The sequence below is a fragment of the Gottfriedia sp. NPDC057948 genome (assembly GCF_042887255.1).
GTDB lineage: Bacteria > Bacillota > Bacilli > Bacillales > Bacillaceae_G > Gottfriedia.
Genome location: NZ_JBHVPN010000035.1, coordinates 1 through 14,608, shown reverse-complemented (window position 1 = coordinate 14,608; position 14,608 = coordinate 1). Strand labels below are relative to the sequence as shown.

The following is a 14,608-nucleotide window of genomic DNA, read 5'->3' as shown; positions in this document are numbered from 1 at the left end:
GAGGAGCCGTGTGCATTAATAGTGCAAGCACGGTTCTGAGAGGGTTTGGAGTTCAATTACCGAAAGGTAAAAGACTCCATTCTACTCGACTAGTTGAACAACAATATAGAATGGCTGTCTAATTAGACAGTCTCAGACTGTAGACAAACTCGATGAAAATCGAGTTTGCCTACAGTCTTTTTTGTTTTAAAATAGAATTAATAAAATTTCTTGAGGTGAGATACATGCTTTCAAAACATCATTCAATTCAAAGAGATCAATTGGAAATGATCGCGCTCGACCAACTTGTACCTGATAATCACTTAGTCCGTAAAATAGAAGCATCAATCGATTTTTCTTTTATTTATGATTTAGTGAAAGACATGTATTCTCCTGTTGGTCGCCCAAGCATTGATCCGGTTATTTTAATTAAGTTAACCTTTATTCAATATACATTTGGTATTCGCTCCATGCGTAAAACAATTGAAGAAGTTGAAACAAACATGGCTTATCGTTGGTTTTTAGGCTATGGCTTTTATGATAAAGTACCTCACTTTTCAACCTTTAGTAAAAACTATGAGCGTCGATTTCAAGATTCCGATTTATTTGAACAGATTTTCTATCGTATTTTAAAATTGGCTGCCGAAAAGAGATTAATTAGTTCTGAACACGTTTTTATTGATTCCACCCATGTGAAAGCCAGCGCAAATAAGCATAAATTTGAAAAGAAAGTCGTTCGCAAAGAGACTCGGGCTTATCAAGATCAACTCAATCAAGAAATTAATGAAGATCGTGAAGACCATGGAAAAAAGCCGTTTTCCCCGGACAAGTTTGAGAAAGAAGAACAAAAAGAAATCAAAGAGAGTAAAACTGATTCAGAGAGTGGCTACTATGTAAAAGATGAACGGACCAAACAATTTGCCTACTCTTTTCATGCAGCTTCAGATCGAAACGGCTTTGTATTAGGAAGTATTGTGACTCCGGGGAACGTACATGATAGTCAAATGTTGGAACCATTAGTAAAAGAAGTGATTGAGAAAGTTGGAAAGCCAACTGCGGTTGCGGCAGATGCAGGATACAAAACACCAGCTATTGCGAAATACTTGATTGATAACGAAATGACTCCAGCTTTACCATACACTCGACCACGAACAAAAGAAGGTTTTTTCCGAAAACACGAATATGTTTATGATGAGCACTATGATTGTTATCTTTGTCCTGCGGGAGAGGTTTTGGCTTATTCGACAACTACGAAAGAAGGCTATCGTGAATACAAATCACCAAAAAAGATTTGTGCGACGTGCCCATTTTTGGCGCAATGTACGGAGAGTAAAGATCACCAAAAAGTGGTGACTCGTCACATTTGGCAAGAGTACATCGAGGAAGTAGAACACCTTCGTCATCATGAAGAAGTAAAACCAATCTATGCGAAGAGAAAAGAAACGATTGAACGTGTTTTCGCAGATGCGAAAGAAAAGCATGGCATGCGATGGACAACTTTAAGGGGACTTAAAAAATTGTCGATGCAGGCGATGCTTACTTTTGCATCCATGAATTTAAAGAAGATGGCCACCTGGACATGGAGTGGCCAAAAAACAGCATAAAAATGAGGATAATAGTAGTCTATTCTCACTCAAAATACAAAAAAATGACAAAAGGGATTCGGAATAAGACCATTCCGAATCCCTTTTGTCGACAATCTGTGGCTGTCTAATTAGACAGTCTTTTTTAGTTTTAAAAATGTTGCTTTTCAAAGCAAAGATTCGTCTAGAAAAGTCATTTTATATATAATATTAATAGGTGAGTTGTTTATAAAAACAAGTTAGTACTACAGCTTACTCCTATTAGTTGTACTACTTCTTTAATTGTTGTTCGATTAATTTTTTTAAATTCATTTTGAAAATTCGAGAGCTCTGTCATTCCTACAACTCTCGAACCTCCTTAAAAACTAATGATACAAATATATTTGTGTGCTTCAATCACATGCAGCCATATTTCCTCTTTTTTTTTGTTTTCGATTTTTGTTTTTCATTGTCTTGAGTAGAGTTGTGTCTATCTCGGATAAAACTTGTTTAGGACAAGCGAAACTAGACTTATCAATTAATTTTGGTAAGTCTTTTTTTTATTTTAAAATTAAATTATATAAATATAAATTGGCGCTACTAAGTAGCGACTAAAAATTTACTTATGATAATAAGTCTTTCTTATTAAGGAAGTTTATTTTCAAGAAGATTCTTTTCATATTTAAAGCTTTGTTTAAACTGCTCAAGTTTAAGGGCCTTGAGTAGATTCTTTACTTGGCGTATCTTCGGATACGTCTTTTTTTATGTATATAGATACTTGCAAATAGATGCTGAATTATCAGCAATAAGAACGGAAGGTTTGAAGTCAAATGAGCAATCAAAAATTTGAATTACGTATGAACGATTCTACTTTAGTGTCTGAAAATGAACTAACTGTATCAGGGTATGTCAATAAGACAGAACAATTCAGTGAAGTTTTAGGTTCATCTCAAAAATTTAGAGAAAAAATTTCTAAGGGTGCTTTTGCTAGAGCAATCACAAATCGAACGAGAGATATTGACTTTTTAGATGGACATAAACATGATCGAATTCTTTCTTCTACTAAAAACAATTCTTTGAAACTAGAAGAAGATTCAGTTGGTCTAAAAATGACAGCTACAATTACTCCAACTTCATGGGGGAAAGATACTTACGAACTCATTAAATCGGGAATCTATCGAAATATGAGTTTTGGATTCAGAGTTATCAAAGATACCTGGAATAAGACTACTTCAGGAATTTATGAACGAACAGTTCATGAGCTTGAACTATTTGAAGTATCAGCAGTTAAAGACCCTGCATACAGTCAGTCAACTATTGCAGCAAGAGCTATTGATATTGTTGAAGATCCAGAGATTAAAAATATTGAAGATGAAAAGAAAGAAGTTAAAGAGCTTCCGTTAAGTCTTCGAATTGCAAAATTAGAAAGTCAAATCATTAGACAAGAAGATGAAGTTCATCTTGCAGAAAACACTTTGAAAATTAAGCCAGTATCACTAGCTTTCAAAGAAATAGTTCTTCATGAAAAATCAAAGCTATCCAACTTACAAAATGAACTACGAAATTTACAAACAAAAATGGAGGAAAAAGAAATGAAAAACGAAGAGCGTGCATTGGTAGTAGAAGCAAACGGAGCTCCAGTAAGTCCGAAGTTAGTTGATCAAATTGTTAAGAAACTAGAAAGTACATCAAAAGTCTATGATAAAACTCGTAAGATTCTGTTCAAAGGATTAGAAATGAAAATTCCGTATGAAACAAATTTAGATTTAGCTAAGTTCATTGATGAAGGGTCAGACGTTCCAGAATTAGCTTTAAACTTGAATAACTTTTCTGTAATGAAACAAAAACGAGTTGGATTATCACTGTCTATGTCTAAACAATTAATGTTCGATTCTGGAGTTGATTTATCTCAACAGTCTAAAGAATTGCTAGTACGTCGAGTTGGTAAAGCAATTGAAAAGTCAATTCTAACTGGTACTGCTGCTAATGAATTTAAAGGAATTGCTCCTGATGCATCAGTTATATCAAAGGATTTTTCATTAGCTGCACCAACTGCTTTAATCTCTAACCTCCGAAAAGTATATTTATCAGTTCATGAAGATGTAATTGAAAATTCGTTTTGGATTATGTCTCGTCCATTCTTTGAAAAAATAGCTGACTTTAAAGATACAAATGGTAATTACTTCGTAAAACAAATCGAGTTAAAAGGAAAAATTGTTTTTACGTTGTTTGGTGCTCCAATTGAAATTTCAAGTTCATTAGCAGCAGGAGATACAATCGGACAAGTTCCAGTACTGTTTGGCAGTATTGAAGATTGCTATACAGTTGGTATTACAAAAGGACTAGAAGTTAAGGTTGTAACAAATGATACAATCAATGCTCTTAGAGGATCAGCTTCAGTAGTAGCAGAGTTCTACGGCGACGGAAGAGTTCATAATTACTCAGCTATTGCCAAAGGAACTGTAATAGCTTAATTATGTTCGAGAATGTTTTCGCTAAATGAGAGTTCAGATTAATTTCTGATCTCTTTTATTTTTATCTAAATCTTAGAAGAGGATGATATATATGAATATTGAAGATAAGGTAGAGTACTTAAATAAATTAAGAGCTGATATGTCTGAAGAGCAATATAGGATAGTAGCAGCTAATATACTTACTAAGTACTATGTTGATGTACTTCATACTAATAGTATTGAAAGAAACAGAATGTACGTGCTCAACAAGGTAAATGAGGTACTACATCACTTAGATATTGAAGAGGTAGGATATAGTGTAATTAGGAAGTTCTTATGATGTAGTAGTAGTAAGAGTAGTTGATAGCGATGATGTATGTGAAATGCAAAATCATAACAATAGCTTAAGTGTATGATTGTTGTAATGGTAGTAACACATGATGATAAACAAATAAATAATGTTAAGTGATCAAGAGTTAGTAAGAATTATAGTAGTAAGTTGTTGAGGAGATGATGATTGGTAACTCCGCCTGTTCCCTGAGTATCGCCTCTCCCTCCCGCAAAAAACGATCAAAACACCATAATAACGAGGTGAGGTGCGGTGTTATCAACCGTCCCAAAACTCCCCGGGGTGGTGAAATAATCAAAAAAGTGGAAAAAATATATGAATATATTACCAGTTTCTGTACAATGTTCTTATATATGTTGAGAATGGGAGATAAGGGGAACATATAATGACCGTGAAAACAAAGGATAGAGAAGCAGGGGATAAGTCTAAAGGATTTAGGCTACAAAGACTTCGAGCAATAAATCTACTTCTAGAGCAAATGGAAAAAAATGATGAAAACATTTCAGTGTTTGCATCTACAGAATATCTTGATGATGTATATATAAAAACAGTTTCACCAGATGGGATAATTACTTATACTGAGGGTGATAAAAATTATGACCCAGCTAAGAGATTTTCTTTTATGTCCAACGAAGTAACTAATAGTTTAATTATTTTTTTAGATAACTGGTTGAAGTGTGAGTTAAGCGAAACACTATATTTTTGCTTTTATACTAATGTTGAATATACAAAAGAAAAAAATAGTCCAACAGTAAAAAAACTATCAATAACATTGCCGTCTAAAGCAATATTAGAGTACTTAGTCAATAACGAATTGGAAGATGATGTAATTGAATGTATAAAAAAGAGGCTATTGTATGAATACGAGGAGCAGTATAAGAATGAAGTTGGTAACGGGTATCTTGAGGTTATAAAGAAGTTTACAAATGAACGATGGATAAGTTTTCTCTCTAGAATAAACTGGAAATTTGGACAATATGATGATAAAAAATTAGAAAAAATACTTGTAGATAAAATAAAAAATAGATCCTTCCTTGGGTATATTGATGTTACAAATAAAGAAGATTTAATAATTGATTTACTGACAGAAAAATTCTCGGCTAATGAGCAATTGACTGATCCCTTGGTTAAACATGTAACTACTATTCATGTTGAGAATATATTTCTGAGAATATCAAAAGATCTAGTAAAAAAGGATGACCCAATTTATGACATTTGGGAAACGTTAATTAAACCTAGCGATACTAGGGGAATACAACAAAAGGTTATTGACGTAGATCCTGAATATAACAAATTGAAATTAGGTTTAAAAGCGAGAGACATAGTAGGAATTATTAAAGAATATCAACAGCTTACTGATCAAGAAAAAGGTTCTTATAGATACCGTGTTTTCGAAGCTTGTCAACGAAAGTTGGTTGATTTACTAACTAACAAAGATAGAGTTATAGATATTGATGTTTGGTTAGAAGAATTATTTGAAGCAGCAAAAAACCATATAGAAGATAAGTCTAGAGACTATTCCTATGCAATTACGAGTGATGATGCAATTAAAGGAGCAATTTTAGAATTAATAGATAGTTGTTTTCTATCATTTGACGAAGAGGGTTTTTATTATGGATCAATATAATCATCAAATAAAAAAGAGAATTATGTTTAATAAAGAGAGTGACTATTACTTTATAGCTTATAATTCGCTTCTTATTCTCCATACATTGAGTTGTTATGAGGGAAAATCAAACTTTTATGACTATAGAAAGTTAATATACATTTTACCCTTTATAGCTGATAAATATCTTCTGCAGGTAGTTACTAAAAATTCAAGATTAAGAGAAGAAGAGATAAAATTGTTAGAAGATATTCATATAAAGGCTAAATTAAGGGAGCCAATTTTAAAATCTATTTTATTTACACTTGAAAAAAAGGGTTATTTAACATTAGAAAAAAATAATACTAGGAAAAGTATAGATGTAAAATTAACTCGAAATTCTATTAAAAGGGAATTTTTTAAATCAGATATGTTTAATACTGAAATTCAAAATATTAATAGTTTTAAAAGTTACTACCAAAGACTTAGCTTTTTAAGTATTGAGAGTTTAATAGAAAAACTTTTTAAAGAGAGAGGAGTGATAATATGGGACGTATAAAGATAGAGAAATTAATATACGAGGGGGATCAATATTATTATGAATCTCCAGAATTCAAGGACGGTATAAATATAATTGAAGGTGAAAATGGATCTGGGAAAAGTACCCTTTCAAACTTAATTAGCTTTTCTCTAGGGAATTATGTTAAGGAATTTGATAAAAGAGAAAGCAAAGTACATAAAGAAATAGTAAATGATACAAATAATTTTGTTTTAATTAAGATTTCTATAAGTGGAGAAAAATATAAAATTAAAAGATTTTTTGAAAGTAATCGAATATTTATTGAAGATAAAGAAAATATACAAGATTTTTTAATCTATAGACCACAGAGTGATGTTAAAGTATTTTCGGATTGGCTACTAGAAAAGTTAGATATTCCCGTTGTTGAGTTTTTCCAAGGAACGTCACAGTCGAAACTGAATTTTTCAGATTTATTCAGATTAATCTATTATGATCAAAGAACGGTTCCAGAGAAAATTTATAAGGATTCCAGGAACGATGGGAATTTTATTTCAGATTCAGAATTTATGAGGAAGGTAATATTTCAAATGCTTATGGGGCATGAATTTTCTGAGTATTACTACCTGATTGGTGAATTAAACAAGTCTAAAAAAGAAAAGAGTAAATTAAAAGCTAGGGAAGAAGGATTTATAGAGTTAGCGAACGAGTTTGGTTTTGGTAAACTACATGAAGAAACCTTAGATGAAATTAAAAATTCAATTGATAAGAAGCTTCTACAACTTCAAAGGTTGGAAATAAACGAGGAAGAGTTATTAAGGTCTGATAAAAAGCCACCAGAAAATATTGAGAAGATTAGACAGTTGAAAAAAAACTTAGTTGATATAGAGCTTTTTATAGAAGATAAATTGAATAAAATAAATAGACTATTTAGAGAAATAAAAAACATTAAAGATATAAGAGAAAATATTATTCTAGAAGTGATTCATATAAAAAAAATTATTCTTACTCATGAAGAGCTAAATTTGTTTTCACCTGATACTTGTCCGTATTGCTTAAGTAAAGTTGAAAGAAAAGAGGGGCATTGTATTTGTGGTAAAGAAGTAGAAGAAAGTGAATTCGAAAAGTTTTTTTATTCCACAGATGAATATTTAACGATACTAAAGTCAAAACAAAAGTCAGTAGAGACATTAGATTTAGCTATTCAATCTTGTAATGATGATTTAAATATGCTTGAAAAGGAATTAGAGGATTATCAAAAAAAGAAAGTAAGTACTCAAAAATTAATTAATGAAGGAAAAGAAGATATAGAAAGGAACACTAATGTAATCCAGATTAAGGATATTCAACAACAAAAATTTAACATTAAAGAAAATATTATATCTCTTGAACAATATTATAAGGTTAAGCAAAATTTTGAAAAAATAAAAAAACAATTGACTATAATTGATAACACCCTTTCTGGAATTAATGTGGATTTAAAACAAAGAGAAAGAAATGCAAAAGATGAAATAAATATGCAGGTAACAAAGTTCAGTGATATTTATAATAGCTTGTTAGTAGATATAAAGCATGGTATTAATAGGGCTAGAATTGATGAGGATAAGTATATGCCTGTAATAAATGATGGTGAATACAAAGAGGCAAGTGTAGATGTTCCAATAAGACTAATGTACTTTTTAACATTATTAAAAATGTCAATTGAAGACATTCAAATTCCTTTTCCAAGATTCTTACTTATAGATACTCCTGAGAGTTTAGGAATAGATCCAGAAAACCTAGAGAAATCTATGTCTAAATTCACGACAATTATGGGTGAAAAAGAAACTGATAATTTCCAAATAATTTTAACGTCTGGAATTAAGAAGTATCCAGAAGAATTCTCGTCTTTTAAAAGAGGGAGGTCCCTTTATAAAAGTGAGAAGTTATTATTAGAAAAGAAATAATAATAAAATATCAATTTTATTCCGAAAAAAAACAAAAACTTCCCAACATTAAATGATGGGAAGTTTTTAAATTAAAAGAGGACCAGACGCATCCAGTCCCCTTAAGTGTAAGCCGAAGCTACACACCGCGATTAGTTATAATATATGATACCACATAGGAGGGTATACGTAAACGTGGAATTTAAATAAAATTCATTAAACTGCTAATTTTATTTCTAAGGTTAGAACCCATTATTGATGTATGAACTGAGACAGGTATCTCACTTCGGAGCTTTTCTGACTCAGTAGAAAAGTTCCTTACAATTCTTTTTAAATCAGTTTTTGGTATACCTAATTTTTTTAATAGGAATATTACTATAATTAAGTAATCAATAATATTATCGAACATAATATTTGCTATGCCTGTTGCGCTTTGGATATATTCCTTCAATCGTGCAGGGGGAGTAGTCTTTTTAAACCTACAATCAAAAACTACAGAATTATGGGCCACTGCATTACGTAATTCCTTAATTAGAAATATTATATCCTCAAGGATTCTTCCATTTTGATTATGGGAAGTACTATGCATTCCTAAATCTTCTGTAATTGCTATTCTAGTATCCTGGTTCAAGCATTGTAAGAAGAAACCAAAAACTCCTAAATTTATAACTTCAAATATCGCCCATAAAGGAATAGGTTTATTATTGTGGAAGAAGTGCTGTATGACCGCCTTTTGATCAGAGTAATTGTAAGTAATCGACTCATGAATTTTATCCCTTAAATCCAACCTTTTTTTCATTTTATCTCTGTACTTACTATTACCTACAGAATACTTTTTATAATCATTTAACAGATGAGAAAAAACGTGTTCAAAGTCAACTGGTCCGAGACCGATTAAAGTATTTAAAGTGTAGTTCTTAATAGCTGTTTCAATTAGCATAATGTTTGGATACAACAAAGTTTTTAAATTTGTATCGAATTGATGTACTGCTACTACCTCATCAAAGTTAGTAAAAGGTATTTTATTTTGAGATTGACCAATAAAACGATAACCTTTATATCCGTGGTAATAACCCATGTTTAACAAATCTTTTTTATTCTTACTTCCCGATATTGATATATTATGTGTGTCTCTTAAGTGACGCATTAATCCATTTGTAGTTTTTCCTCTAACCAAGTTAAACCGCTCCCGTATTCAGCTTTTTTTACTATATTATAAGGGATTTCGAATAATTAAGTATAGTAAGTAAACTTTTATTTTATGTTTATCTATTCCGGTTGAAGGTATATATTATTATTTGTTTTAAATGAAATACTCCAGTTATTTTTAAATATATTTCTCCATAAGTTTACATTTTGAATTCACTGGATATAAAAACTTTCCTTGAGGTGATAGGAATGGAAAATAATTATTATGTATATGCTTGGTACAAAATTGATAACTTAGAAATTTTTTATATTGGAAAAGGATTAGGAAAACGTAGATTTTCTATGTCAAAAAGAAATGAGCCTTTTTTAAGAACTGTAAATACATATCCTTGTGCTGTTAGAATTTTGGAAATGGGACTTTCTGAATCAGTAGCCTCTCATTTAGAGAAGAAACTGATTTCTTACTATAAGAGAATGGGCCAAGCTAAAGCGAACATTCGTATTAGTGGATCTGGTGGAGATACATATAATAGAAGAACAAAAGAAGAAATGAAAATTACTCGAAAAAAATTAAGCGATTCATTAAAAGGAAAAACATTATCTGAACAGCATGTCAAAAACATGAGGAGAGCTTTAAGACAAAAATACGAATCAGATGAAAGGAAAGAAGTTGAACAAATTAAAGAAAAAATTGAAGTTTTACCAAAGCTTCAAAAAGAGGAACTAGAACGAATTAAACTAGCATTGCCTAAGAAAAATATAAGAACAAAATCAGAGGAAAATAATAATATCGGATTTACTGGTAAAAAACATACTAATGAAACGAAGAGGAAGATGTCAGAGAGGAGCAAAGAATTTTTAAAAGGAAATACTAATAATGCGAAAAAATGTTTAGTATTGGATAATGATAAAAACATTATTTTGTCAGTATCTGCAAAATACCAGGTTGGAATTTGGCTTCATACCGAGAAAGGTTATGGAAGTAGTAGTCGCTCTGCTCAAAGAATAGCAGACAAATATTTTAAAACTAATGAATTGTTTGATGGTAAGTATTATTTTGTACAATAGTTTTGACAACTGCCATACGTGACTTTATAATTAATCTAGTAACGATTTAAGCGATAGAAATTGCTGAAGTCGTTGGTATACACGCGGTCGTGGCGGAATGGCAGACGCGCTAGGTTGAGGGCCTAGTGGAGGTTTCTCCGTGGAGGTTCAAGTCCTCTCGGCCGCATCACATTAAATATAAAAGTTTTATAAGACTTCTACGGAATGTAGAGGTCTTTTTTTTGTGTTCAATATTGTCTAGATTTTTTTGGCTGAGTTAGGCATTTAGCTTTAGAAGTATAGGATAATCTTATCCTATATCACTGTTTGAATGAAGAATCTGGACATTATTTCAAGATTGAGGAAGGAAGTCGCGTACTGGAGCTTGAGCGACTTATGTATGTGAACGACCGTCCACTTTTTTATGATATTGCACATTACTCACTAATTCGTTTTCCTGATTTGGAAAAGAAAATTGCAACAGATGAATCCACATATAAAGTACTCTCAAAGGACTATAATACGGAAATCCTAAGCAACGATAAAATTATCGACGTAATCGGTACGACAAAAGTATATGCTAATTACCTTGAATGCGATATAGGAGCCAATCTCTTTAAGATCCTAAAAATAGCCTATGATTCAAATGAGGAACCTGCCCACCTTTCAACATTTATGTGTGAAACAAGTAAAGTAACCTTAACCGTTCATCGGACAAAATAGAGATAATTCTATTTTAAATAGAATATATATTTTTATAAAAAAACTCACTTTTATTGCTTTAAAGTTTTGATTATTATCTGAGTAATGCCACCATTCTTTAGAATAGCCTACAAAACCTACTTGTCTCATTGCCTTATCCATAATTTGATAATTCTTTTCCTGTTCACTGCTTCGTTTATAACTTCGAGATGCTCGTGAAGAAAAATCATCGAATTTAGATTGCATTTGTACTTCTTTTCCATCTAAAGTACATATTGTAATATCCACCGTTGCGCCAAGTTGGTGTCCACGGATATTTTTAGGATCAGGTTTAGCTACATAATTCGAATTAGGATATGCGTTCCAAAGTGTTTGTTGTGCAGATAAAGGACGATAAGCATCCCAAACTTTAATAGTATATCCTTGTTCTTTAAGGATTACGTTTGCTTTTGCTAACATTTTTGCTGTGCTTGTCCTAAGTATTGCTTGACTAAAATTATAAATACGTTTGCCAGTAAAGTTATTAGTTGTGTTATATTTCAAGTCAACAATAATACTTTTATCTAATGATTTAACATTAGTGAACTCCGCCGTCACATATTTTCCACTTATAAATCCTGATGATTTTTTAAACTTAATTTTATACCATCCATTGGAGTGTTTTTTAATAACCATTAAAAGTTGACCTTTTTTAACTGAACCGATCAACTTATATGATGTACTAGGCCCACTACGGACATTTAATTTATTTGCAGTTACAGTATAAACTTTATTTGCTGCATAGGTAGAAGTTGGATTTGTAAAGAAACTTATCGATAGGAATGAAAGAGTTATAAAAACTACAACTATCTTCTTAATAATACTCATAATTTCACCTTCTTTAATTTTTTAATAATCTTTTAACTATAACGATTATTCTACAGAAATGCTCACATTACCTTTCAGTTTGAAACTATAAAGATAAAATAAAAAACATTACCGTTAAGTAATGTTTTTTTTATTTATAATATTGGAGATAAGAGGCGAGAGATTGCTTCTTTTAACTTGATTATGACTGATCGCTTTTGATATTTTTCAATTGTAAGCTCACTACTATGTTTACTATCAAGTAAAAAAAGATTTTGTAGCTCAGAAGCTTTTTCTTCTGAATAGGTAATCGCGTTTATTTCAAAATTTAATTTAAAGCTACGTGTATCAATATTCGTAGTTCCTACCGAAGCTACTTCATGATCAACAACGATTGTTTTAGCATGTAAAAAACCATTCTCGTAAAGTAATATTTTTGCCCCATACGATAAAAGTTCTCCAGCGTACGATAGAGATGCCCAATACACGAATGGGTGATCAGGTTTACTTGGAATCATTATTCTTACATCGATACCAGATAAAATTGCGATTTTGCATGCGTCCATAATGCTTGTATCTGGAATAAAATACGGTGTTTGAATATAAACACATTTTTTGGCAGACATAATTAACTTAACATACATGTTTTTTAAGTGTTCTGTCTCTGAATTTGGTCCACTTGCGACTATTTGGATAGGGGTACTTCCAATATTTTTTTCATTATTAAATGAGAATTCTTCTATATTATGTATAGGTTGATTAGTAGCTTGTTGCCAGTCTAAAATAAATCTACCTTGAATTTGGTTAACTGATTCTCCCATTATACGAAAATGAGTGTCTCTCCAATAACCAAATTTTTCATCAATACCAAGATATTCATTTCCAATATTGAATCCTCCTATATAAGCAATTCTTCCATCAATAATACATAGTTTTCTGTGATTCCTATTATTTAATCGAAAATTGATTAGTCTTAAAAAAGAAGGGAAGAAAGCTCTTACCTCACCACCATGTTTAATAAGTTCTTTGAAAAAAGAAGGGGTGATTCTTTTTGAACCAATGTCATCATACAGGACTCGTACTTTCACACCTTCTGCCGCTTTTTTTGAAAGTTCATCTCTAAGTTTCTTTCCTAATGAATCACGCTGGATGATATAGTACTGGATATTAATTTCTTTTTGGGCAAGTTGAATGTCTTTAAATAGAGAATTGAATTTTTCGTGTCCATCTCGAAACGTGTGGATTTCGTTATCTATCGTTAATAAAGCGTTAGCTGATTTTAAATTCATCATAATTATTTGTGAATGCTTTGATAGTAGCTCATCTTGAAGAAAACTTTGATCATTATGAATTTTATTAGCCTGGTCTGTAACCGCCAATTGTAGATAAGTTCTTTCTTTGGTCGATAGATGGTAGAAATTCTTTTGTTTTAGCTGTCTACCTAAAAATAGATATAGTAAAAATCCCACTATAGGTATAAAAAGTAAGATCATTAACCACGCCCATGTGGCGACAACATCTCTTTTTTCAATAAATACTAGTACTCCTGCTAGAATTATATTGATGATAAGGAGGATTGTAAGTAAATTATTAATATCCATTTTTCACACTTCCTATTAGTTAAATTTCCTTATTTTAGTTTAATATCTTTTTTATGCTCATTAATAATATTTTTTATTTAAAAGTACAAAGTATTCTAAAACACTTCATATTACATATTATTTATACCGATTCTATCTCGTTAAAAAATCAAAAAATGAAACATAGAACTTATTATGAGAAAAAGGGATTGCTCTATTTTTTATCAGGGCCTGTCCTTAAATTGTACTATAGTAATTCAGTTATTGTTGAGTAGTACTATGTCAGAAACGTTAAATATGTACTGATTAAAGCTACATTAATAACTTAAGAAGGCTCTAAAACCAGTTAAATCAAATAGGTAAATAAACTCGTGCTTTTTTTTGTTTAAAAAGTGTTGACATTGAATGTTCGATGCTTTAATATAGTTTAAGTCACGTCAGACAAGTTAACGCAGTCAACGAGAGCTTATCGTAGTAAGCTTTTAAAGTTTAAAAAAACTTTTAAAAAAGTGTTGACATAAACAGTTGGATGTTATAAACTGTAAAAGTCGCTAACGAAGACGACACACTTTACAATATGCGCCCGTAGCTCAATTGGATAGAGCGTTTGACTACGGATCAAAAGGTTATGGGTTCGAGTCCTTTCGGGCGCGCCATATTACGGGAAGTGGCTCAGCTTGGTAGAGCACCTGGTTTGGGACCAGGGGGTCGCAGGTTCAAATCCTGTCTTCCCGACCATTTTCGCGGGTGTAGTTTAATGGTAAAATAGAAGCCTTCCAAGCTTCGGTCGTGGGTTCGATTCCCATCACCCGCTCCATTATGAACTTTGAAAACTAAACAAAACATGAAGTAAACGTCAATTATTAGTTTTTTGAGCAATACAAGATTTAAACTTAACTTTTATGGAGAGTTTG

11 protein-coding genes and 4 tRNA genes are annotated in these 14,608 nt (G+C 31.4%); 12 read left to right on the top strand and 3 right to left on the bottom strand.

The genetic code is table 11. The features are described 5' to 3' along the window. Window positions 1–224: 224 nt before the first annotated feature. The 6 genes from ACFVRR_RS24115 (at window position 225) to ACFVRR_RS24090 (ending at window position 8,391) form a co-directional block, all read left to right on the top strand. Window positions 225–1,583 (top strand): IS1182 family transposase, encoded by a 1,359-nt coding sequence (locus ACFVRR_RS24115; protein WP_387333290.1) that lies wholly within the window; start codon window positions 225–227, stop codon window positions 1,581–1,583. Window positions 1,584–2,371: 788 nt separating this feature from the next. Beyond that, window positions 2,372–4,015 (top strand): phage major capsid protein, encoded by a 1,644-nt coding sequence (locus ACFVRR_RS24110; protein ID WP_387333288.1) that lies wholly within the window; start codon window positions 2,372–2,374, stop codon window positions 4,013–4,015. Window positions 4,016–4,106: 91 nt separating this feature from the next. Beyond that, the gene (locus ACFVRR_RS24105; RefSeq protein WP_387333286.1) at window positions 4,107–4,334 is read left to right on the top strand and encodes a hypothetical protein; all 228 of its coding nucleotides are present in this window, start codon (window positions 4,107–4,109) and stop codon (window positions 4,332–4,334) included. A gap of 394 nt (window positions 4,335–4,728) precedes the next feature. Further along, window positions 4,729–5,970, top strand: coding sequence for a hypothetical protein (locus ACFVRR_RS24100; RefSeq protein WP_387333284.1), 1,242 nt, complete (start codon window positions 4,729–4,731; stop codon window positions 5,968–5,970). Then, window positions 5,957–6,487 (top strand): hypothetical protein, encoded by a 531-nt coding sequence (locus tag ACFVRR_RS24095; RefSeq protein ID WP_387333282.1) that lies wholly within the window; start codon window positions 5,957–5,959, stop codon window positions 6,485–6,487. The genes ACFVRR_RS24100 and ACFVRR_RS24095 overlap by 14 nt, the downstream gene beginning before the upstream one ends. Beyond that, the gene (locus ACFVRR_RS24090; RefSeq protein ID WP_387333280.1) at window positions 6,475–8,391 is read left to right on the top strand and encodes a hypothetical protein; all 1,917 of its coding nucleotides are present in this window, start codon (window positions 6,475–6,477) and stop codon (window positions 8,389–8,391) included. The genes ACFVRR_RS24095 and ACFVRR_RS24090 overlap by 13 nt, the downstream gene beginning before the upstream one ends. Window positions 8,392–8,572: 181 nt before the next feature. On the opposite strand, the gene ACFVRR_RS24085 is transcribed toward ACFVRR_RS24090, so the two are convergent. Further along, on the bottom strand, window positions 8,573–9,547 hold the full coding sequence (locus ACFVRR_RS24085; RefSeq protein ID WP_387333278.1) for an Abi family protein: 975 nt from the start codon (window positions 9,545–9,547) through the stop codon (window positions 8,573–8,575). A gap of 221 nt (window positions 9,548–9,768) precedes the next feature. Here ACFVRR_RS24085 and ACFVRR_RS24080 point away from each other — a divergent pair, with 221 nt between their 5' ends. The 3 genes from ACFVRR_RS24080 to ACFVRR_RS24070 all read left to right on the top strand — a co-directional run bounded on the left by ACFVRR_RS24080 (window position 9,769) and on the right by ACFVRR_RS24070 (window position 11,289). Next, the gene (locus ACFVRR_RS24080; RefSeq protein WP_387333276.1) at window positions 9,769–10,587 is read left to right on the top strand and encodes an NUMOD3 domain-containing DNA-binding protein; all 819 of its coding nucleotides are present in this window, start codon (window positions 9,769–9,771) and stop codon (window positions 10,585–10,587) included. An 83-nt stretch (window positions 10,588–10,670) separates the two neighbouring features. After that, window positions 10,671–10,753, top strand: a tRNA-Leu gene (locus ACFVRR_RS24075). Between the two features lie 140 nt (window positions 10,754–10,893). Continuing rightward, a complete protein-coding gene (locus ACFVRR_RS24070) occupies window positions 10,894–11,289 on the top strand; it encodes a UTRA domain-containing protein (RefSeq protein ID WP_387333274.1) in 396 nt (131 codons plus the stop codon). On the opposite strand, the gene ACFVRR_RS24065 is transcribed toward ACFVRR_RS24070, so the two are convergent. Both ACFVRR_RS24065 and cls read right to left on the bottom strand, forming a co-directional pair. Next, the gene (locus ACFVRR_RS24065; RefSeq protein ID WP_387333272.1) at window positions 11,266–12,135 is read right to left on the bottom strand and encodes a M15 family metallopeptidase; all 870 of its coding nucleotides are present in this window, start codon (window positions 12,133–12,135) and stop codon (window positions 11,266–11,268) included. The genes ACFVRR_RS24070 and ACFVRR_RS24065 overlap by 24 nt on opposite strands. A 134-nt stretch (window positions 12,136–12,269) precedes the next feature. Next, entirely contained in the window at window positions 12,270–13,715 is a 1,446-nt protein-coding gene (gene cls / locus ACFVRR_RS24060) for a cardiolipin synthase (protein WP_387333270.1), read from the bottom strand. 558 nt (window positions 13,716–14,273) lie between these two features. Here cls and ACFVRR_RS24055 point away from each other — a divergent pair. The 3 genes from ACFVRR_RS24055 (at window position 14,274) to ACFVRR_RS24045 (ending at window position 14,511) form a co-directional block, all read left to right on the top strand. Next, a tRNA-Arg gene (locus ACFVRR_RS24055) sits at window positions 14,274–14,350 on the top strand. 5 nt (window positions 14,351–14,355) lie between these two features. After that, window positions 14,356–14,432: transfer RNA gene (locus ACFVRR_RS24050), tRNA-Pro, on the top strand. A gap of 5 nt (window positions 14,433–14,437) precedes the next feature. Then, a tRNA-Gly gene (locus ACFVRR_RS24045) sits at window positions 14,438–14,511 on the top strand. The last annotated feature ends 97 nt before the right edge of the window (window positions 14,512–14,608 follow it).

Excerpts from the sequence above, each read along its gene's own strand:
- ACFVRR_RS24110 (WP_387333288.1), top strand. The coding sequence starts at position 2,372 with ATGAGCAATCAAAAATTTGAATTACGTATGAACGATTCTACTTTAGTG.
- ACFVRR_RS24065 (WP_387333272.1), bottom strand. The coding sequence starts at position 12,135 with ATGAGTATTATTAAGAAGATAGTTGTAGTTTTTATAACTCTTTCATTC.
- cls (WP_387333270.1), bottom strand. The coding sequence starts at position 13,715 with ATGGATATTAATAATTTACTTACAATCCTCCTTATCATCAATATAATT.
- ACFVRR_RS24095 (WP_387333282.1), top strand. The coding sequence starts at position 5,957 with ATGGATCAATATAATCATCAAATAAAAAAGAGAATTATGTTTAATAAA.
- ACFVRR_RS24100 (WP_387333284.1), top strand. The coding sequence starts at position 4,729 with ATGACCGTGAAAACAAAGGATAGAGAAGCAGGGGATAAGTCTAAAGGA.
- ACFVRR_RS24105 (WP_387333286.1), top strand. The coding sequence starts at position 4,107 with ATGAATATTGAAGATAAGGTAGAGTACTTAAATAAATTAAGAGCTGAT.
- ACFVRR_RS24115 (WP_387333290.1), top strand. The coding sequence starts at position 225 with ATGCTTTCAAAACATCATTCAATTCAAAGAGATCAATTGGAAATGATC.
- ACFVRR_RS24090 (WP_387333280.1), top strand. The coding sequence starts at position 6,475 with ATGGGACGTATAAAGATAGAGAAATTAATATACGAGGGGGATCAATAT.
- ACFVRR_RS24080 (WP_387333276.1), top strand. The coding sequence starts at position 9,769 with ATGGAAAATAATTATTATGTATATGCTTGGTACAAAATTGATAACTTA.